The 20,714-nt window shown below is 59.7% G+C and carries 18 protein-coding genes and 1 tRNA gene; 4 read left to right on the top strand and 15 right to left on the bottom strand.

Annotation, left to right across the window (positions count from 1 at the left end; translation table 11 throughout):
* Positions 1–19 precede the first annotated feature (19 nt).
* The 3 genes from MSL71_RS24855 (at position 20) to MSL71_RS24845 (ending at position 1,339) form a co-directional block, all read left to right on the top strand.
* Positions 20–104 (top strand) — tRNA-Leu (locus MSL71_RS24855).
* Positions 105–242: 138 nt separating this feature from the next.
* The gene (locus MSL71_RS24850; RefSeq protein WP_180146725.1) at positions 243–455 is read left to right on the top strand and encodes a uracil-DNA glycosylase; all 213 of its coding nucleotides are present in this window, start codon (positions 243–245) and stop codon (positions 453–455) included.
* Between the two features lie 104 nt (positions 456–559).
* A complete protein-coding gene (locus MSL71_RS24845; protein WP_180146723.1) occupies positions 560–1,339 on the top strand; it encodes an MBL fold metallo-hydrolase in 780 nt (259 codons plus the stop codon).
* Positions 1,340–2,016: 677 nt separating this feature from the next.
* On the opposite strand, the gene MSL71_RS24840 is transcribed toward MSL71_RS24845, so the two are convergent.
* The 3 genes from MSL71_RS24840 to cbiB all read right to left on the bottom strand — a co-directional run bounded on the left by MSL71_RS24840 (position 2,017) and on the right by cbiB (position 5,673).
* The gene (locus tag MSL71_RS24840) at positions 2,017–3,510 is read right to left on the bottom strand and encodes a leucyl aminopeptidase (RefSeq protein WP_180146721.1); all 1,494 of its coding nucleotides are present in this window, start codon (positions 3,508–3,510) and stop codon (positions 2,017–2,019) included.
* Positions 3,511–3,583: 73 nt separating this feature from the next.
* Complete coding sequence (gene glpX / locus MSL71_RS24835) at positions 3,584–4,522, bottom strand: class II fructose-bisphosphatase (protein WP_180146720.1); 939 nt, start codon at positions 4,520–4,522, stop codon at positions 3,584–3,586.
* A gap of 182 nt (positions 4,523–4,704) precedes the next feature.
* Positions 4,705–5,673 carry an adenosylcobinamide-phosphate synthase CbiB gene (cbiB, locus tag MSL71_RS24830; RefSeq protein ID WP_180146718.1) on the bottom strand — a complete coding sequence of 323 codons (969 nt, stop codon included), beginning with the start codon at positions 5,671–5,673 and terminating at the stop codon, positions 4,705–4,707.
* A gap of 415 nt (positions 5,674–6,088) precedes the next feature.
* On the opposite strand from cbiB, the gene MSL71_RS24825 reads away from it, so the two are divergent.
* Positions 6,089–7,258 carry a mechanosensitive ion channel family protein gene (locus MSL71_RS24825; protein WP_180146716.1) on the top strand — a complete coding sequence of 390 codons (1,170 nt, stop codon included), beginning with the start codon at positions 6,089–6,091 and terminating at the stop codon, positions 7,256–7,258.
* Positions 7,259–7,448: 190 nt separating this feature from the next.
* Here the strand turns inward: MSL71_RS24825 and MSL71_RS24820 are convergent, their stop codons facing one another.
* The 12 genes from MSL71_RS24820 to cobI form a co-directional block, all read right to left on the bottom strand.
* Positions 7,449–8,525 carry a threonine-phosphate decarboxylase gene (locus MSL71_RS24820; protein ID WP_180146713.1) on the bottom strand — a complete coding sequence of 359 codons (1,077 nt, stop codon included), beginning with the start codon at positions 8,523–8,525 and terminating at the stop codon, positions 7,449–7,451.
* A 674-nt stretch (positions 8,526–9,199) separates the two neighbouring features.
* The gene (gene cobS / locus MSL71_RS24815; protein WP_180146710.1) at positions 9,200–9,946 is read right to left on the bottom strand and encodes an adenosylcobinamide-GDP ribazoletransferase; all 747 of its coding nucleotides are present in this window, start codon (positions 9,944–9,946) and stop codon (positions 9,200–9,202) included.
* Between the two features lie 2 nt (positions 9,947–9,948).
* Complete coding sequence (cobU, locus tag MSL71_RS24810; protein ID WP_180146707.1) at positions 9,949–10,473, bottom strand: bifunctional adenosylcobinamide kinase/adenosylcobinamide-phosphate guanylyltransferase; 525 nt, start codon at positions 10,471–10,473, stop codon at positions 9,949–9,951.
* The gene (locus tag MSL71_RS24805; protein ID WP_180146704.1) at positions 10,474–11,988 is read right to left on the bottom strand and encodes a cobyric acid synthase; all 1,515 of its coding nucleotides are present in this window, start codon (positions 11,986–11,988) and stop codon (positions 10,474–10,476) included.
* Positions 11,989–12,230: 242 nt separating this feature from the next.
* On the bottom strand, positions 12,231–12,752 hold the full coding sequence (locus tag MSL71_RS24800; protein ID WP_180146701.1) for a cob(I)yrinic acid a,c-diamide adenosyltransferase: 522 nt from the start codon (positions 12,750–12,752) through the stop codon (positions 12,231–12,233).
* Between the two features lie 246 nt (positions 12,753–12,998).
* Complete coding sequence (gene cobJ, locus MSL71_RS24795; protein ID WP_281374552.1) at positions 12,999–13,733, bottom strand: precorrin-3B C(17)-methyltransferase; 735 nt, start codon at positions 13,731–13,733, stop codon at positions 12,999–13,001.
* 32 nt (positions 13,734–13,765) lie between these two features.
* Entirely contained in the window at positions 13,766–14,794 is a 1,029-nt protein-coding gene (locus tag MSL71_RS24790) for a cobalt-precorrin 5A hydrolase (RefSeq protein ID WP_180146695.1), read from the bottom strand.
* A gap of 580 nt (positions 14,795–15,374) precedes the next feature.
* A complete protein-coding gene (gene cobM, locus MSL71_RS24785; RefSeq protein WP_180146691.1) occupies positions 15,375–16,154 on the bottom strand; it encodes a precorrin-4 C(11)-methyltransferase in 780 nt (259 codons plus the stop codon).
* A complete protein-coding gene (gene cbiE / locus MSL71_RS24780; protein WP_180146688.1) occupies positions 16,154–17,374 on the bottom strand; it encodes a precorrin-6y C5,15-methyltransferase (decarboxylating) subunit CbiE in 1,221 nt (406 codons plus the stop codon). The genes cobM and cbiE overlap by 1 nt, the downstream gene beginning before the upstream one ends.
* Positions 17,371–18,462 (bottom strand): cobalt-precorrin-5B (C(1))-methyltransferase CbiD, encoded by a 1,092-nt coding sequence (gene cbiD, locus MSL71_RS24775; protein ID WP_180146685.1) that lies wholly within the window; start codon positions 18,460–18,462, stop codon positions 17,371–17,373. The genes cbiE and cbiD overlap by 4 nt, the downstream gene beginning before the upstream one ends.
* 26 nt (positions 18,463–18,488) lie before the next feature.
* On the bottom strand, positions 18,489–19,544 hold the full coding sequence (locus MSL71_RS24770) for a nucleoside recognition protein (protein ID WP_180146682.1): 1,056 nt from the start codon (positions 19,542–19,544) through the stop codon (positions 18,489–18,491).
* A gap of 1 nt (position 19,545) precedes the next feature.
* The gene (cobI, locus tag MSL71_RS24765) at positions 19,546–20,274 is read right to left on the bottom strand and encodes a precorrin-2 C(20)-methyltransferase (RefSeq protein ID WP_180146679.1); all 729 of its coding nucleotides are present in this window, start codon (positions 20,272–20,274) and stop codon (positions 19,546–19,548) included.
* Positions 20,275–20,714 lie beyond the last annotated feature (440 nt).

Genomic DNA, 20,714 nt, shown 5'->3' with positions numbered 1-20,714 from the left:
TATAACGCTCTCACATTTTGCCGAAGTGGTGGAATTGGTAGACGCGCACGGTTGAGGGCCGTGTGGGGCAACCCGTGGGAGTTCAAGTCTCCCCTTCGGCACCATTTAAAAGCAAGAGCCGTCGGATTCATATCCGGCGGCTTTTTTGTTTTGTTCAAACCCCATGGCTGTGGTAACAAATCACCCGAGACCCATAACCTTCAACCGGGGCACCTTTTGATTTGCCCCTGTGCGTGATTGCCATGACCACACTCCCTCGAATCAACTGCAGGGCCTGTATCCACTTCTTTATTACCTGGGACAACCGTCACCCCTACGGATGCCGCAAAATGGGCTTTAAAGGCCCTATGCTCCCTTCTATCACCGTACGGAAGAGTTCGGGGCAGCCCTGCCTCCACTTCCAGGCCAAGACCCCTGATAAACGAAAACCCTCCAAGACCGACATCATTGCCTGATCGCGTCATCGTTTAATGATGCCTTGACAGCATTCCGCGCCATACCTTAAAGTTAACTTTAACTACCACACTACAGACGACCCGCTATCAAAGGAATGCGCCCCATGTTCACGATCCATGTGGTGGACGGCTTCATTGAGACCCTTTATCTTGCCGTGTACGAAGAAAAGGTCCTGCTCATCGACTCCGGCTGCCGAAGCGACGTACCCCGCATCGAACAGGTCATGAAACGTCGCCTGAAACGCCCCATGAGTCAGCTCAAACTCGCCGTGGCCTCCCACCCCCACCCCGACCACGCAGGGGGCGCACACACCCTCCGCAGCCGCCACGGCGTTCCCGTTGCCGCCCCCTACGAGATCAACCGCTGGTATGCAGGATTTTCCGGGGGCCTCCAGCACAAAATCGACACCCTCCTGGGCTATGTGGTGGCACGGGCCATGAAATACCCCTTTGAGTGGATCTGGTACAAAAAACACCTCACCTTTGACCACCCCCTCAAAGACGGGGACCGCCTCCCCGGCTTCGAAGACTGGCAGGTCATCGCCACACCGGGCCACACCGCCCACGACGTGGTCCTCTACCACGCCCACAGCAAAACCCTCTACGCCGCCGACGTCATCCTGAAGGTGGGCAGCAGCTTTCGCCCGCCCTTCCCCGTCTCCATGAGACCCGAAATGCGCCAAAGCATCGAAAAACTCCGGAACCTGGAGGTCAACCACCTCCTTTTGGCCCACGGCGGCGCCATCCAGACCGACAATTTTCCTGCCATCCTCGATATCATGCTCAAAGAGATCGACAAAGGCGTCCCCCCGGGCCTTAAACGCCTTAAAAAACTCGAAGGCTTCTCCCCGGTGATGAAACAGTACAACAAAAAAAAGGAATAACCGTGCCTCCGGCGGCAAGGTGAGCCACCTTGAAAGCTGGTTGCCCCAGCGCTTTCCCCCTCGTTCCTCGGGTTAAAACACGGCGGCATTCCTGGTTAACGTGTACACGTCTTGTCCAGAGCCACGCTCAGAATTATCGGTGTGGAAAACCAAGCAATGGGTGGCGAAGGGCACAGGTTCTGTCTGCATCGGACATGGAGGCAGAGCCTGGGAACGAAAATAAGATGCCCCCCACTTTGTACCGGAAGACTCTCACTTTATCTGTCTCGCTCCCAGGCTCTGCCTGGGAGTGCTGGGAGCAAGGCTCCGCCTTGCCGGTATCGAGAACCCCATGCAATCCATGACACAGACCAAAGGCTCCGGCTGAATCGGGGATGGAGGCAGAGCCTCCGAGAAAGCGTTCCCAGGCGGAGCCTGGGAACGAAGGGCCCCTGATACGGTCTCGATATCCAGAACGGGCAAAGCCGTCAGGGAATGTGAGGAGCCTGAAGAATTTGCCTGCGCCCGTATCAATGTGTCCCCATTTAACCAACGGCATCGGACTACGGCACGACACGCTATGGCGATAGTGCATTCCCGAACCTGGTGGCATCTTTTGGGGTTACAGACAAAAAAGGCCGAACACCCATGCGGGTATTCGGCCTTATTGTTGTTTATCTTTTAAAAAGAAAAAATTATCAAAGGGTCAGGGAGCTCTCCTCGCCGAACAGCAGGTCGCAGAGGAGGCGAACCCCGAAGCCTGTGCCCCCGGGGCGGACATAGGGAGAGTCCTTCTGGGTGAAGGCAGGCCCGGCGATGTCGATGTGGGCCCAGCGGGTCTTGCCCACGAACTCCGAGAGAAAGAGAGCCGCGGTGGAGGACCCGCCCCAGCGATGGCCTGCAATGTTGGCAATATCGGCCACATCGCTCTTAAGGTGGGCTTTGTAATCCTCGGGCATGGGAAGGGGCCAGCAACGCTCGTGAACGCGCTCAGAAGAGCGCATCAGGGCCTTGGAGAGCCTCTCATCAGCGGTAAACACACCGGCGATGTCCTGGCCAAGGGCCACCATACAGGCACCGGTGAGGGTTGCCAGGTCGATCATGAGGTCGGGCTTATAGGTCTTAGTGGCCCAGGCCATGGCATCGGCCAGGATCAGCCGTCCTTCGGCGTCGGTGTTGCCCACCTCGATGGTCTTGCCGGAGACGCTTTTCAAAACGTCACCCACGCGCAGGGCTCTGCCTGAGGGCATGTTCTCCACCAGGGGCATGACCCCGATCACGCGCACATCGGGCCGGAGCTGCCCCACGTTGTAGAGGGTCCCGGCAACGGCTGCCGCCCCTGCCATGTCGCTCTTCATGCCCTTAAGGCCTTCGGCGGGCTTAAGGTTGAGGCCACCGGAGTCGTAGGTGACGCCCTTGCCCACGAGGACAACCGTCTTGGTGGCGCCCTCGGGGTTGTAATCGGCCACCACCATACGCGCCGGGCTGTCGCTGCCCATGGCAACCCCGAGCATGGCCCCGAACTTCATCTGGGCCAGCTCCTTGTGATCCTTGATCTCCACAGAGACCCCGACCTCTTCCATGGCCTTTTCCACCATGGCCCCAAACTTTTCAGGCACCTTGTCCATGGGGGGCGTGGAAACCCAGTCCCGGGCCAAGAGAGCCCCGGACACCACGGTCACGGCCTTTTCAGCCACAGGGCGCAGGCGGTTCACCTCGTTGCGGGCGATGAGCACCTCAATGGCCGACAAGGCCTTGACCTTGCGTTCCTTTTTCCCCCGATAACGATGGAAAAAGTGGTTGGCCAGAAGCGCACCTTCGATGACAGCGGTGACCTGGCTCTCTCGATCCATCTTGAGGGTTTCGATGTCCGGCATCACGATGGCCACCTTGGGCTGGCCCAGGTCCAGAGCGCGCCTGACGCCATTGGCCGCCATGCGGCGCAGATCGTCTTCCGTCACCTGCTTGGCTTTGCCGAGCCCGAGGAAAATGAGGCGCTCGGCCTTGATGCCTCCGGTGGAGTAACGCACCAGAGCGTCATCCTTTTTGCCTTCAAACTCGGGCAGGGAGAGGGCATCGTCCACCAGGGCTGCCAGCCGGGCCTCGGCGGTAATGGATTTTTTTTCGCACACCGGGACCACAATGTTGGTAAATCGCCGCCGGGACAAATCGGCACTTTTCAATATGATCATAGAGTTCTCCAATCAAAGGTGCGGTTATACAGAAAGAGCGTAAGGAGCAATACTCCGGTCATTTGCGTGCGGATTACACCATGTTTGTGTGGACGGAACGGACCATGCACAGGTGGCCGGAGCCGCCGTCAAGGACCATGGAGTGGGTCACGATACCAGAGGCGTCGTTTTCCACACCGGCCAAAAAGGTGCCGCCGGAGATGCCGGTGGCCACAAAGCAGGCCTTCTCGCTGTCCACGAGGTCGGTGGTGGTAAGAAGCTTATTGATGTCGGTGCCGTACTTGATGACGGTGTCCCGCTCTTCCTCGGTCTTGGGATCCAGGCGGCCGAAGATCGCCCCGCCCAGGGCCACCACCGCGCAGGCAGAGATCACGCCTTCGGGGGTGCCGCCGGTGCCCATCATCATGTCCACGCCGGAATCCGGGGTCACAGCCATGAGAGAGCCTGCCACGTCACCGTCGGTGTGGAGCTGAACCCTGGCCCCCTTGGCACGGATACGCTGGATCAGCTCCACGTGACGGGGCTTGTCCAGGACAAAGATCACCAGGTCCCGGACATCCTTGCCCAGGGCCCTGGCCGTGTTGTCCAGGTTGTCCTCCACAGGGGCGTCGATGTCCACCACCTGGGCAGCCTCTTTGGGCACCACGAGCTTTTTCATGTAAAAGCTGGGGCCGGGATCGTACATGGAGCCGCGGGGTGCTGCACCAAGAACGGCGATGGCGTTGGGACGCCCCAGGGCCATAAGGTTGGTGCCTTCCACGGGGTCCACGGCAATGTCCACGGCAAGGCCGCGGCCGTTGCCCACCTCTTCACCGGTGTAGAGCATGGGGGCTTCGTCTTTTTCCCCCTCGCCAATGACCACGCGGCCTGCCAGGTTGATGTTTGAAAACGCCTGGCGCATGGCGGCCACCGCCGCACCGTCTCCGGCTTTCTTGCGTCCGGTGCCAACCCATTTGGCCGCTTCAATGGCTGCGGCCTCCGTTACCTTCATCAAATCAAATGCGATATTCATGCGTTAAATCTCTTGGCTTCACTTCCGGTGCGACACTCCCCGCGCACCCCGGGATAATCCGGACTCCGGACCGTATTGTGGTCATCGCAGAACGCAGTCGCCGGACGCAGGCACTGCCCGCATCCGTCCGCATCCTACATGGTTGAATCAAAAAGGATAATCTATACCACACCCACCCGTGGTCAAGCCACCATATTCATCAGGTGAGCGAGGGTCATGGCCCCGAAAAGGGACACCGCGGCCGACCAGACCATCAGACGGCAGGCACTCTCCACGGTGGCCGGTACGTAGGGGTTTTCTTTGTACTCTTCGCAGATGTAGTCCTTGTCCACCACCTTGCCGAAATAGACGGAGGGCCCTCCCATGGTCACCTCCAGGGCTTCGGCAAAGGAGGCTTCCGGATACCCGGCGTTGGGGCTCAGGTGGTTGCGGCCGTCCCGGAAGGCAGCGCGCAGGATCTCTTTCCAGCGTCGGGCAATGCCGTAGTTGGCTGCGGCCACGCAAAAAACGGAGAGCCGTGCCGGGATGAAATTGACCACATCATCCAGCCGGGCCGAAACCTTGCCGAAGGCGATGTACGTCTCGTTTCGGTACCCCACCATGGAATCCAGGGTGTTAACCATCTTGTAGGTCATGGCCAGGGGTGCCCCGCCCAGGGCTGCGAAAAAAAGAGGGGAGATCACACCATCCACCAGGTTCTCGGCCACGGTCTCCACCGCCGCCTTGAGCACGCCCCGCTCATCGAGCTGCGAGGTGTCCCGCCCCACGATCATCCCCACCTTGGCGCGGGCCGCTTCGAGCCCGCCCATGCGCAGGGCGTCGGACACGGCCAGGGCCGCTTTTTTCAGGGACCGCGTGGAGATGGCAAACCAGATCATCAGAATCTCCACCACCCGGGCAAGATCCGCGTGCACATAGGACGCAACAGCCATCACCGCCGTGGCAACGGCCCACACAACAGCCACCATGCAGACGGTAAACAACCCGCCGGAGACCACCGTGGGGACCTTCAGGCGCCTGAAAAAGGCCTCGGACTTGCTGATGAGGTTGCCCATCCAGCAGATGGGATGCGGAATAAACGCGGGATCCCCCACAAGGAGATCCAAGAGAAAGGCTGCAGGCAGGATGTACCACTCGGAAATGGGAAACATGAATCGTCCTTATTTGATGTTGCTGTCTTTATGAAAACTGGAAGAACGGCCATTGGCCGCGTCCCCTCACTGAATTAGTGAAAGCCCTTTGTAATGTCAAGAAAGGAGAGAAGATATCCCCTCAATTTCGGTCTTGAAGTCGGTGAAAAAAAAGGCCATGATATATCTTTTTATTTTGTAACTATTCAGTATGCCTCCGGCGGGTCGCTTTTTTGACTAAAAGCTTCGCAAAAAACGTTTTGAAGGTAACTATGGCTGTATTGTTTCGACGGAGCCCGAAAAAGCCTGCGAAATACCTGTTTACCAAACGTTCTTGTCGCGCCGTTGCCTTTGGGCAAAGGCGGAGGTTTTTTTGAGCTGAGCAGTTACTTTATTATTAACTATATTGACCCCCGCAATTTGGGAGCACACACGTATGGAACACTTGAAAGCCTTTGGTGACCTGGTCCTCGATGTCTGGCAAAACGGTCTTTTTGGTATCGATATCGGCCGCATCCTGGTGGCAACACTCATCTTCCTGGCCTTCCTCCTTTTCCGGAAAACCATCTCCAAGGCCATCTTGAGACGCCTGAAACGGCTGACGGCCAAGACAACCTCCGAGTTGGACGACAAAATCCTCACGGCCCTGGAGCCGCCCCTGAACTTGCTGCCCGTGGTCCTTGGCCTCTTTTTCGCCAGGCAATATCTGGGCTTTGAAGGCGCTGCCGCCATTCTTCTGGACAAGCTCATCCGATCCCTGGTGGCCTTCACCATCTTCTGGAGCGTCTTCAACATCATCCTGCCCATCTCGCACCTGTTCAAGAAACTGGAATCGATCTTCGACCGATCCCTTCTGGACTGGTTCTTCAACGCCACACGGGCTGCCCTGGCCCTCATCGGGGGTGCCACCATTCTGGAGATCTGGGGTATCCGCGTCGGCCCCATCATCGCCGGTCTCGGACTCTTTGGTGTGGCCGTGGCACTGGGGGCCCAGGACCTCTTCAAGAACCTCATCTCAGGGATCCTGATCCTTGCCGAGCGCCGCTTCAAAATCGGAGACTGGATTCAGGTCAACGGCGTGGTGGAGGGCACCGTGGAGCAGATCGGCTTCCGTTCCACCCGAATCCGCAGGTTCGACAAGGCCCCGGTCTTTGTCCCCAACACCCTGCTCTCGGACAACACCGTCACCAACTTCACCTCCATGACCTTCCGCCGCATCTCCTGGCTCGTGGGCCTGGAGTACCGCACCACGGTAAGCCAGCTCAAGGCCATCCGGCAGCGCATCGAGGCCTGGATCACCGAACACGAAGGCTTTGTCAACCCGCCGTCGGCACCCCTGTTCGTTCGCATCGACAACTTCTCGGACTCGTCCATCGATTTGAAAATCTATTGTTTTACCCGCACAACGGTCTGGGGAGAGTGGCTGGAGAGAAAAGAGGAGCTCATCTGCGCCATCAAAGAGATCGTGGAGGAGGAAGGATCCGGGTTTGCCTTCCCGAGCCAGTCCCTCTACGTGGAGACCATGCCGTGGGAAGAGCGCCCCGCTGTGGCCCAGGGCAATGGCCCCGAGCAGATGCTGGTTCAGGCGAGTACAGGCAGCGATTGATAGTTCGCACGTATTCTGGTGCACAGAGTACACCCTACGGGCTGATGACTTATCCATGGATCAGGAAAACCCGCACGGTGCTTCGATGCGGGCAGATCTAAATGCACCGCCCGTTCAATCAACAAACCATCATGGCATTCAAGGTGCCCCGGACAACCGGGGCACCTTTTTTTGTGTTTTGCACGCCAGCTTACTTCAGGTGCTTTTTCAGCAGCCCGAGGAGCCTGTCGTTGGTCTCTTTGTCTTTGAGGGAGAACCGGACGAACTCGCCTTCGATGCCGATGAAGTTGGTGCAGTCGCGGATCAGGAACGCCTCTTCGGCCAAGGCGGCCCAGAGGCCTTCTGCGGTATTCTCGCCGGTGAGCTCGCAGATGACAAAATAAGTTTCAGCGCCGTAGGGGATAATCCCGTCCATGGCATCAAGGGCGGCCACAAACCGATCTTTTTCGCCTTTGACGTAGGCGCGGGTCTCTTCCAGAAAGGTGTCGATGGCCTCTCCGCCGGAGAGGATAAAATTCACGGCCGACTGGGCCATGGCGTTGACGCACCAGGGAAGCACGTACTTGGAAAACTCGGCGATGATGGCCTCAGGGGCCATGAGAAAACCCACGCGCAGGCCGGGGATGCGGAACACCTTGCTCATGGAGTTCAGGGTCACCACGTTGGCCAGGCCGTACCGGGCCACGCTCTGTCCGTAGGCGTCGCAGGCAAAGGGCAGGTAGGATTCGTCGATGACAAACCGGATGTCGGGCCGGGACTCGGCCATGGCCTTGATGGCCGCAGGCGTGGCCATGGTGCCCGTGGGGTTGTTGGGGTTGCAGAGAAACACCGTGTCGTAGCCGTCAGCGGCTTCGGCAATGTCCATGGTGTCCATGGCAAACCTGTCTTCCTTGCGGGTCAAAAGAAAATCCGCATCCGCCCCGTACATCTCGCAGGCATCCCGGTAGTCCGCGTAGGTGGGCCCCACAATAAGGGCCCGCTTGGTCCCAAGGGCCCTGGGGATGGCATAGATAAATTCGGTGGTGCCGTTACCGGCCAAAATGGACGAAGCTGAAATGCCGTACTTTTCCGCCAGCAGCTCCTTGATATGCCCTGCATCCACCTCCGGCAGGCTGACAATGGTGGAGAGTTTGGATGCCAGATGCTCCATGAGCCCTTCAGGCGGCCCCAGAGGGTTCAGGTTGCTGCTCATGTCGGTAATATCAGAAGGGGTTACCCCCAGATCCTTCGCCAGCTTGTAAATGTTGCCTCCATGACCGATTATCATAACCCGAACTCCTTATTTTTCATGGATTTTCATTCTTTTTCAAATATACACCGAATGGCCCGTCAGGCACACCCTGTAAAAATCAAAAAGTCAAAAGCAAGGCCTCCGGTGGCCAGGGGTTAATCCGCGATACCCCAGGTTGCGAATGCGCCTTGATCGTCGTATGTGGAGCGCCGCACTCCTATGCGGCACGGGTAACGACGGATAAAAAAGCCGCACCGGAGTGCGGCGCTCCATAATGACACTGGTGTCCCGGCAACACCGGTTGGCGGACGCCCCCCCCGAAGCGAATGACCTCAAAAGACACGGATAACGATATCCTCAGTCATTTGCTTTCGTTCCCAGGCTCCGCCTGGGAATGATAGACGGAGGCTCTGCCTCCACGATTGAACTCGCTTCACGCTGAAAATTATATGCAATGTGCCGCTATGATTCACACCAACATGGCGGAGCCTGAAAGCCAGAATAGTCACCTATGCCCCACCGGGTTTGGTAAAGAATGAAATGGGCCTCTCCCGCAAAAATGGTTGCCCCATGTCAAACATCACGCGAATGCCCCGAAACCGTTTGCATGATGCCTGACTCCATGCATTCGCCATAGGATTTCCAGGTGCTCCCACCTGGCCGCCGAAGGCAGGCTTTTCTTGCCCACTTTAACCATAGAAGGCATGCTTTTAGAGGGCTGCGGCGGCGGCCACGAAGAGAAACCCTTCGGAGATCTCTGTCATGGCGCCCAGCATATCGCCGGTGATGCCCCCCATCTTTTTCTTGTACCAGGCAAGGAGCACGGCGGTGATGGCGGCATAGACCAGAAGCACCATCACACCCCGGCCGCCGGTGCACAGGGCCAGCAAAACGGGAATAATCATAAACCGAAGACGCGTTGCCAGGGGCACGTCCCCGAAGAGGTCGTGGGCGGTGCCCTCTTTGCGGCCGTAAGGCAAAAGGCCGATACCGAAAATCTGGCTGCCCCGGGCAAGGGCGGGGATAGAGATGAGCAGCAGGGCCCGGCTCCAGCCGGGTGCGCTCATGGAGGCAAGGCCCGCCCACTTCATGGAGAGGATGGCGATCATGGCCAGAACACCCATGGCACCGCTGCGGCTGTCCTTCATGATCTCCAGGACCCGCTCTTTGGGGCGGTGACTGAAGAGGCCATCGGCCGTGTCCCCCAGGCCGTCCAGGTGAAATCCGCCGGTGAGGACCATGAGCAGCACCGTATCCAGGATCCCCACCACCATGGGGGGCCAGATGTGTGAAAGGATGGCGTCCGCAAAGGCGAGGATACCGCCCAGAATAAGCCCCACCACGGGAAACATGGCCACCTGGCCCACGGGGCGGAACACATTGCCCGCGCCCACGGGAAGGATGGTGGAAAACTGCATGGCCGACTTAAGATCCAGCACGTATTCCTTGCTCTTCATGCTCACCCCTTCACCGTCATGGGAATTCCGGAGACCGTAAAGACAACCTTGTGGGCCCGTGCGGCAAGTCGCTGATTGGCCGCGCCCTGAATATCCCGGAACTGACGCGACAGGGTGTTGTCCGGGACGATGCCCATGCCCACCTCATTGGAAACGGTCACCACGGGCACCTTGGAGGCTGCGGCAGCCTCGGCAAACTCGTCCACGAACCCTAAGATCTCTTCTTCGCTCTGCTCAGCCATGAAAAGATTGGTCACCCAGAGGGTGATGCAGTCCACGAGGATCACCTCGGCCTTGTCCTGCTCCTCTTCAATGACCCGGACGATGTCGTAGGGCTCCTCAATGGTGTACCAGGAGTCATCCCTTTGTGCCTGGTGATCGGTGACGCGCCTCTCCATCTCGGTATCCATGGGCTGAAGGGTGGCCACGTAGAGTCGGTTGTCCGATGCAAGGGACTCGGCAAGTTTCTGGGCGTGGGAGCTCTTTCCGCTCCGGCAGCCTCCGGTGACAAAGGTAAAGGAGCCCATTCAGGCCTCTCCTTTCGCCATGGTATCAATGGCATCCATGGCCAGGTGGGTTCGTGTGTGTTCGGCAAGCCTGCCGTAGGCTTCCTGGCGGGCGTCAAGGCCCCCTGCGGTGTCGGAGGGACGCACGTCGATGCCGATATCGGAAAGCCAGGAGTCCACGATGGCCGGGGTGTCGAAGATGCCGTGCATGTAGGTTCCCAGTACCGTTCCGGACGGGGCCATGCAGCCGTCGTGATCCCCTGCGGGCTCACTGTTGCGCTCCAGCACCGCCACCAGGGGGTCTCCGCCGTGGCGGGAGGTTGTGCCCATGTGGATCTCGTAGCCGCTGCCTTCGATGCCTTTATAAGTAAACCGGCTCAGGGTGGTGGTCTTGGGCGCCTTCATCACCGTGGCAACGGGCAGGAGCCCCAAGCCCTCTTCGGTTCCGGCCGCGCCTTCCACGCCCTGGGGATCCTCGATCTTCTCTCCCAGGATCTGGTAGCCGCCGCAGATACCTGCAACGTGCCCCCCTTTTTGGGAGAACACCTTGATGCGTGCGTCCCAACCCGTCTCCTTGAGCCAGGCCAGGTCCTTTCGGGTGTTTTTGGATCCGGGGATGATGACAAAAGCAAATTCAGAGAGGTCGCAGGGGCGATCCAGGTAGCAGAGTTCGATCTCGTCCCGCTGCATAAGGGGCTCGAAATCGGTAAAATTGGAGATAAAGGGAAGACGGATCACGGCCCCTGCGGGCTTGGTACCCGAAAGGGACGAGCGCCCCCTGGGCTGCTCGATGACCACCGAGTCCTCGGAGCCGATATGAAAATCGGTGTACCAGGGAAGCACCCCGAGGACAGGCTTTCCGCTTTTGGTCTCGATCCAGTCGCAGCCGTCTTTAAACAGGGAGATATCGCCACGGAACCGGTTGATGACCACCCCTTTCACCCGATCGGCGTAGTGGTCCGGCAGGCAGGCCAGGGTTCCCACCACCTGCCCGAAGACCCCGCCCCGGTGGATATCGGCCACGAGGATGACGTCGGCATCGGCGTAGTCGGCCATGCGGAAGTTCACGATGTCCCCGTCCATGAGGTTCACCTCGGCACAGGAACCGGCCCCTTCCATGATCACCAGGTCGTTCTCTTCCCGAAGACGATCCAGGGCCTCGGCAGCGACATTGAAGTACCGCTCCTTTTTCTTGTGGTAGGCGGCGGCGGACTCGTCCCCGTCCACCTTGCCCATGAGCACCACCTGGGAGCCGGTCTCCCCGGTGGGCTTCAGCAGCACCGGGTTCATCAGCACCGAGGGCACCACGCCCGCGGCTTCGGCCTGGATGATCTGGGCACGCCCCATCTCCAGCCCCTCGGGGGTCACCCCGGAGTTGTTGGACATGTTCTGGGCCTTGTAGGGCACCACCTTGAGCCCCTGCTCGGCAAAATGCCGGCAGAGCCCGGTGGTCACCACGCTCTTGCCCACGTCTGAGCCCGTGCCGAACACGGCAATACAGCGGGCCAACTTCTTCTGATCGTCAGCTTTTTTCATTCAAAAAATGCCTCCGGCGGCAAGGTGAGCCACCTTGAAAGCTGGTTTCCGCTGCGCTTTAACCCTCGTTCCTCGGGTTAAATCACAGCGGCATTCATGCAGGACTTGTCTGTTCATGTTTTGTTTAAGCCCTACCCCGGATATTTCATAAATACAAAATGTCATTCACCGCCCACACCGTAAACCACGGGCGCAGCCCGTCAGCACATGTGACGTACCTGAGGAACCCGCCTGTGCCCCTGCTATTTTTCGATGCCAACACGTGCTTTGACGCCCTGGTCGGCAAAATAGTGCTTTACGGGCTCGATCTGAGACACCAGGTCGGCCCGGGCCATGACCTCGTCGTGGGCGTAGCGCCCGGTGATGATGAGCTCGGTGCCGTGGGGCTTCATCTCCATGAGGCCCAGCATCTCCTCCAGGGTGATGAGGCCATACTTGACGGCGAGGTTTCCCTCTTCGATGACCACCACGTCATGGGACCCGGTGGAAAGGGCCTCTTTCACAAGGTTGTACCCCTCCCGGGCCCGGGCCTTCTCCTTGTCCGAGGGCTTGCCCTTGACCCAGCCCCCGGCGCCGAACTGACGCACGGTGATCAGGTCGTCAAACCGCTCCAGGGCCTTGATCTCGGAGTAATCTCCCTGCTTCATGAACTGGGCGATGAGCACCTTGAACCCGGCCCCGGCCGCCCGGACGCTCAAGCCGATGGCTGCCGTAGTCTTGCCCTTGCCTTTGCCTGTGTAGACCTGGATGTACCCTTTTTCCATGGTTCGCCTCATGGGTTCCTGTCGGTTAAGCTGTAACGATTCAGCTCATCAAAAGCTGCCTCCGGTGGCAAGGTGTGCCACCTTGAAAGCAGGTTGCGGATGCGCTTTGCCCCTCGTTCCTCGGGTCAAATCGCATCCGCCTTTAAAATGATATTCATTCTACCGTTTTCTGATGACCTGTTTATCAAACTTTTCAAAAGTTTGGCCCCCGGCAGGGCCGCCGGAGGCATAAGCTGAATCGTAACATTAAGATTTCAGATCATACTTCTTTCCGTAGCCCCGGGGGGTAAACATAAAATCGAGGTACCCTTCGGAGGCGCTGTTGCCGATGAACACAGTGGTGAGCATGTCCACGTCGGCTTCGTGAAGGTCTTTCAGGGGCACGATGGTCACCTCCTGGGCGTCCCGCATGGCACTCTTGACGATGCCCACGGGGGTGTCTCCGCTGCGGTGCTTCAGGGCGATCTCCTGGGCCTTGTTCAGCTGCCAGTTACGCTTCTTGCTCTTGGGGTTGAAGATGACCATGACAAAGTCGGCCTCGGCCACGGCGTTGAGGCGCTTTTCGATGAGCTCCCAGGGGGTGAGGAGATCGCTTAAGCTGACGCAAGCAAAGTCGTGGGTCAGAGGCGCGCCCAACAGGGAGCCGCCTGAAGAGAGAGCAGGAATACCGGGCACCACTTCCACGGTGAGGTCGCCCTCTTCCGGGGTGCCGCAGCCGGGACGACGGGCAGAGACCCCTTTCTCCTTGATGATCTCAAGGGCCAGCCCTGCCATGGCGTAAATGCCGGGATCCCCGCTGGAGACCAGGGCCACCTTCTTGCCGGTAAGGGCCGTCTCCACGGCGGCCTTGACGCGGTCCACCTCTTTTTTCATTGTGGTGGCGATCACCTCTTTGCCGTCCATGAACTCTTTGATGAGGTCCACGTAGACGGTGTATCCGGCGATGACGTCCGCGCCTTTGATCACGTCCACGCAGCGCATGGACATGTGGTCCACGCTGCCGGGGCCGATGCCTATAATGTAGAGGACGCCATTGCCAGCGCCGCCGTTACATTTTTCCCCTTCACCTTGGGCACCACAAGGGATCCCATCCTTGCACTCTGAATCGCTGCTGCTTCGCATACACTCACCGTTCCTACGTGTTTTAAAGCGGCCGCCGAAGGGGTCACCACCCCGTCGGTACCGCTGAGTTGGTCCTTGGTATAAAACGAGAGGGATACCCCGAGGCGCTCGGCGGCCTTAAGGATCCCCTCTTCATCGGCTTTTACGTCAATGGAGGCCATGGCCTTCAGGCACAAAGGGGAAATCCCCCCAGCCTGAAACGCTTTTTCAACGCCCTCCAGGATCTCTTCCACATCGGTGCCCCGGTTGCACCCCACCCCAACGGTGACGCGCCTGGGCCGGATCACCAGGGCCCCCTCTTTTGCCGGGTCCGACGAGCAGTCCACCACCACATCGGCTTCAGCCCGTTCTCCGGCCGGGACATAGAGATCCGCCATGTCGGCATAGATCCCCATGGGGTCCCAGAGCAGGGGTTTTCTCTTTTCCAGCAGGGCCATGTTCACGGCTTTGATGGCAGGCGGGTTCTCCACCACCAGCCCCCGCTCGGACACCACCCCGTCCACCGAGGCAATGCCGTGGGTGTCGGTGGCCGTGGTAATGACCGGCACCGCGCCCACAGCCGCCGCAGCTTCCTGCGCCAGGCGGTTCGCCCCGCCGATGTGACCGGACACCAGGCTCACGGCAAAGCGCCCCGCCTCGTCCATGACCACCACCGCCGGGTCCTGGGCCTTGCTCTTCAAAAGGGACGCGATCAACCGCACCACAATGCCCGTTGCCATGACAAACACATGGCCGCCAGCCCCGTGGAACCCGGATGCGATCCCCTCCCCTAAGGACGACACAGTGCGTGCCGAGGAAAACCCGGATGCCCAGGGCTTGTCCGGCAGGCACAGCTCGCCGTCCAGGGCGGCACACAACCTCTGGCCCAGGTGCGCGCCTTTTTCCGTGACAGCCCAGATTTTTACCGTTCGATCCCTCATTTCCGCCTTCTTGTGGTAACAATCAGTTTCAAAAGCATGCCTCCGGCGGCGAGGTGAGCCACCTCGAAAGCTAATTGCCCTTGCGATTTGTCCCTCGTTCCTCGGGCCAAATCGCAAGGGCCTTCGGCTCGGGCTTCGCCCGACATCAACGATCAGGGTGCATTCGAACCGGCCTGCAAGCGTCGAAATCGCTGGATACGTTACCGTAGCTTGTAGATAATCGGTTTTTCCACCATGCCTTCAGCGACCAGAGGCCTTTTCTCGCTCCCAGGCTCTGCCTGGGAGTGTCGGCTGCAAGGCTCCGCCTTGCCGGTGTCAAAAGCAACGGCATGACGAATAAAATTTGCCGAAAGACGTGATCTCAAGCGTGGAGGCAGAGCCTCCGTGGAGCATTCCCAGGCGGAGCCTGGGAACGAAGTCATCCAGATACCGAAGAGTGCCCCTGTCCTCGGCATCCACCACGGGCGCAGCCCGTAAGCGAATGTGATCGGCCTGAGGAACGAAGGCCGGGAGCATTCGCAACCTGGGGGTGCAGGGGCTCAGCCCCTGCCCGCCGGAGGCGCTTTTTGCCCTTGTCCCTTTACGCCTTTTCCACCCCGTCACGGTATTCGTGGGTAAAGGTGGCGTCGTAGAGTTTTGATTTGGCGGCGTTGTGGTCGCCCACGCCTTTGCCCACGATGATGAGGGCGGTTTTTCGGATGCCTTCGTTTTTCATGGTCTCGGGCAGTTTACCGATGGTGGTGTAGATGATCCTCTCATCGGGCTGGCTCACGCGGTAGGCCACGGCGCAGGTGGACTCTTCCCCGTAGTGGGCGGCCAGCTGGCTGGAGACTTTTTCCGCCAGGGCGCTGGAGAGGTAGATGGCCATGGAGGCGCCGTGGGAGGCCAGGGCGTCCAGGGTTTCGCCTTCGGGCACGGGGGTGCGGCCTTCAGCGCGGGTGAGAATCAGGGTCTGGGTCACCTCGGGGAGGGTGTACTCCATCTTCATGGCGGCGGCGGCCCCGAAGGCTGCGGTGACGCCGGGAATGACGGTGTAGGGCACTCCCAGTTTGTCCAGGTCGCGCATCTGCTCGTCGATGGCGCCGTACAGGGAGGGGTCACCGGTGTGGAGGCGCACCACTTTTTTGCCGGCCCGGTGGCCTTCGGCCATTTTTTCCACCATGCCGTCGAGGTCCATGGAGGCGCTGCTCAGGCATTCGCAGCCTTCCCGGGTCCAGACCAGGAGCTCCTCGGGGACGAGGGACCCTGCAAAAATCACGAGGTCGGCCTCTTCCAGGCTTCGCTTGCCCTTGACGGTAATGAGTTCAGGGTCGCCGGGGCCTGCCCCGGTAAAGATAATGGGGTGTCGTACGTCAGTCATCAACCTTCTCCTCGTATTCCGGTGACAATAAAGACCGGATTGGTTCCTTTGAGCATCATGTCCCAGGCCACGGTGGTGGAGACACTTGCATTCATGTGCAGCACCTCCACATTGAACCCTTCGTCTTCAAGGGCGGTCACGGCGGTGCCGAGGCTCTGGAGGAGCACGGTGTTGACCACCATGCGTGCGTTGTCTCCCATGCGGTCTGAGGCCATGCGGATGATGGCGTCCAGGTTTTTACCGCCGCCTCCGATGAAGACCACGTCCGGGTCGGGGAGATCCTGGGCGGCATCGGGAAGAGCCCCTTCCGTAACCGTCATGTTTGTTGCGCCATAGCGCGTGATGTTGGTTCGGATGTCTGCCACGCGCTCGGGTTTCTGCTCCACGGCGCACACCTGTTTCACGAACCGGGAAGCTTCGATGGAGACCGATCCGCTGCCGGCCCCCAGGTCCCAGAGCACCTGGTGACCTTCGAGCCCCAGTTTTGCCAGGGTCACGGCCCGCACTTCGGGCTTGGTGATCATGCCGCGCTGATGGGCAAAAGCCTCGCTGGGCATGCCCAGGCCGATGGCCTGTGGCGGCTCTGCAAGGGCGGCCCCCAGGACGACCATCATGTTGGGATCGCTAAAGGCTCCTGCGGCAATGCCTTCCAGGGAGGCTTCGGTGTGTTTCTCTTCCGGTGTGCCCATGGCCTCGAACACATGGCAGGCGCGGGCTGTGACGCCCTGCTCCATGAGCCGGGCGGCCACGCTGTCCGGGCTGTTCGTAAGGTCGGTGAACACCGCTGTCTTGTCGTGGACCAGAAGGCTCTTCAGGGTCTCGGGAGTCGGCCCCCTGCCATGGAGGCTCACCACCCCGGCGTCGTGCCAGGAAAGGCCCAGCCGGGAAAAAGCACCGGCAACGGCCGAGACGTTGGGGATCACCCGCACGGCGTCGGCACCAAAGCGCTTTGTCACCAGGGAGCCGATGCCGTAGTACAAGGGGTCCCCCGAGGCAAGGATCACCACCTTGCTGCCCTGGGACACCTTCGCTTCCAGGCGGTCCAGAACATCGGACATCTTGCCCTGGATGACGATTTTTTCAGCGGATGTGTCGGGAAAGGCGCTTAAGTGGCGCTTTCCTCCCACGAGCACGTCTGCTTCCGAAATCAGCGCAAGGGAGGCCTGGGGGAGATCCCTCTCCGACAGGCCGAACCCCATGACCGTAATGGACTGGTTCATACCGTCTCCTTCCGGCTGTCGCTTGCCACGTTTCCGTCAAAGTCAAAGATCAGGCACCGGGCCGTGACCTCCCCTCCGGCAAACCCTTTGGCAGATGCTGCGGCCAGTTCGGCCACGCGGTCCACCACCTGTGGGCAGGGCCCTGCAAGATAGGTAAAGGCCTCCCGGGCGGTGTTGGAGGCGGCCACCTTGGCCACCAGCTCGGGGTCGTCCACCATCTCTTCCACCAGGTCGGCCAGGAACCGAAGGTTCAGGTCAGACTTGGCGGCGTGGGTGTGGGGAATGCCTGCGGCCATCTTCACGGCCTTGCCGAAAAAGACGGCCAGGATCACGTCCATGGCCTGGGCTCCGGCCGTCTCCATGGAGCTTTTGAAGAAGTCGCCGATCTGCACGAAGCAGGTTTCGGCACGTTCCGGGAACACCTCCATGGCAAACCGCTCGCTGCGTCGCCCGGTGGTGCAGACCACGCTGTGGGCTCCCATGGCCTTGGCCACCTTGATGGAGGAACGCACCGTGGCTTCATAGGCTTCGTGGGAAAGGGGCCGCTCAATGCCCGTGGTACCTAAAATGGAGATCCCGCCTTCGATGCCCAGGCGGCTGTTGAGGGTCTTTTTGGCCATCTCCTCGCCATCGGGAACAAAGATCTCAACGACCAGAGGGTCGGACTCCCCGGTTTCAGCCCTGAGCATCTCCACAACCGCTCGAATCATCTTCACCGGGCCGGGGTTGATGGCGGCCTGGCCCACCGGGACTTCCAGGCCGGGCCGGGTTACCCGCCCCACCCCCTGCCCCCCGCAAATCACCAGGTCGTCTTCGGCGGCTTCTTCCCGTCGTACCCGCGCGCCGATAATGGCGTTGCGGGTAATGTCCGGGTCGTCACCGCCGTCTTTCATGACGGTGCACACGGCAGTCTCCCCGTCCATCTCGCAGGAGACCAGGGGAATGTCCACATGGCCTTCGCTTAAAAACGCGATGCGGACCTTTTCCGGGCACACCCCGGTGAACAGGAGGCTTAAGGCCCCCTTCACGGCCGCGGCTGCGGCTGTTCCCGTGGTGAACCCGTTTCGTAATGTTCGTTTTTTTGCCATATTTAAGAAAACCTAACGGGTCTCTCTTACGGAACAAGGCAGTAATAGAGAACCCCTGTGACCATCAACGAGACTATCCTCAGAAACTGACCGATGAGCAGGATCTGGGTCCCCATGACCGGGGAGAAGATACCTGCGTACCGGGGCAGCTGGTGCCTGACGGCCCGAATGGGAAAGGCGATGATGTTGCCGATGAGAAGGGCCAGGGCCGTCTGCTTGACGGTGAGGACCCCGGCATCGAGCAAGGCGCCTGCCGCGGCAAAGCCGGAGGAGAACTCGGCGGTAAAACCAAGCACCACCACAGAGAGGGACTCCACGGGCATGATCCTGGAGACGGCCAGGTGTGCCAGGGCTTCGTTCATGAAGTCGAAAAAGCCCAGTCGATGCACGAAAAAGACCGCCACGTAGATGGGAATCACCCAGGTGATGATGGTGGACACACGCTTGGGAAAGCGTTTTCGGATGCCCTGTTTCACCGCATCCCACCCCTTGGCCGTGGGCTCTTTGCCCTCAACCTCTTCGGTTCCGCCTTTTTCACCGTCCAGTATGGCATGGCCCAGCACCAGGAGAAACCCGCTGCGCAGGAGAAGTGCCGTGAAGGTGAGGCCGAAGTAGACCAGACCGGCCCTGCCCACCAAGGGAATCACGATAAAAAAGGTGGTGGGCAGGTGAAGAAAATAGGCCGGGAACTGGTTGAGGAAGTTGGCCATGAAGAGCTGCCTGCGGCTGATGGTACCATCCTTGTAGAAGCCGTAGAGCATGGAATTGGACGCCACCCCGGAGACAAAGGCCGTGGTAAAGGCCGCGCTGCAGCGCTCCCCCAGGCCCGCGAACCGAAAGAGCGGCCCGGCCACCTTGGCAAGGTAGCGCGTCCACCCGGTGGATTCGATGACCTGGCCTGCGACCAGCCCCAGGGAGATAAAGCAGATCAGGCGCAGCAGGGGCTTGAAGACGCGGGTCACCACCACGTGGGGGGTGACCCCGTCCATCCAGACAATCCCTGCTGCGATCATGGCTGCCGTTACGCCCAGGGAGACCGCCAGCGCTTTACCGCTGCCTTTTCCCTTGCGATTTCCGGCCATCTCAGTTTGCCAGCCCGTTCTTCTGCTTGGCGATGATGAGGGTCCAGTAATCGGGCTTGACCTCACGGAGGTCGCCGACGTTCCAGATGATCTCTTCACCTTCGCGGCCGCACTTCTTGATGGCACAGCTGTTCTCCATCAGGCCGCTGTCGGAAAGAGCGTCGGCGATGTCGTCCACGTTTTTGTAGGCTTTGAGGAGCACCACGTTCTCGGAGGTGGCGGCAACCCTGCGGACATGCTCGCCCCCGTAGGCGCCGGAAGTGATCACAAGGGACTCTTCGGCTTCCACAAGGGGGGTATTGATGCGGGCTGCGGCGGCCTGGAAGGAGGTGATGCCGGGGATGGTAACCACGGGGCACTCCGCGTGATCGGCTTTCATGTACTGGAGGATGTACCCGAAGGTGGAGTAGGTCAGGGGATCACCCAGGGTAAGGAAGGCGGCGTTTTTACCGGCCTTCAGAACCTCGGCGATGCGATCGGCGTTCTCTTTCCACGCCTTGGTGGTGACGCCCTGCTCGCTGGTCATGGGAAAGGGGAGAATCTCCACCTCCAGGTGCTCGGGGAGGTGGGGCCTGGCGATCTCCACTGCCAGGCTGAAGCTGTTCTTGGATGAGGATGCCGTGAAGATGACATCCACGTCTTGCATGGCCTTGACGGCTTTCATGGTGATGAGATCGGGATCTCCCGGACCTACGCCAATGCCAAAAAGCGTGCCTCTGTTCTCAGACATAACTAACTACCTCGGTATCCGCCTGCTGTTCAGGCGGTTGATTGGGGCCGGTATCCCACAAGAACCCTGGAACACCGACTGTTTTAAAGCGGCACGTGCCGCATCTTTCATCATAGCAGGGTTGACAGTTGACAGAAACGCCCCTTAACGCGCTGCACGCAGCATCCAACTCCTCCTGTCCGCTGTGATGAAAGCTTCTATGGATCAATCGGCGCCGTCACCTCGTTCCATGCCGATGACACGCCAGTATCGCCTTGCCCGGCGCGGCAAGGCGTGGTCGTATCACCTGGTTGGGGCATGGCCTCAAGGGGCCGACACAGATTTTTTTCTTAACTATTCTGGCAATTCTTCAGCTCAAAAAACGCCTCCGGCGGCCCTGCCGGGGGCCAAACTTTTATAAAGTTTGACAAACAGGTCATAAGAAAACGGTTGAATAAATA

This window comes from Desulfoluna butyratoxydans, from assembly GCF_900699765.1.
Classification (GTDB): Bacteria; Desulfobacterota; Desulfobacteria; order Desulfobacterales; family Desulfolunaceae; genus Desulfoluna; species Desulfoluna butyratoxydans.
Note: the sequence above shows the minus strand (reverse complement) of the source record. Positions and strands in the feature narration are given on the sequence as shown.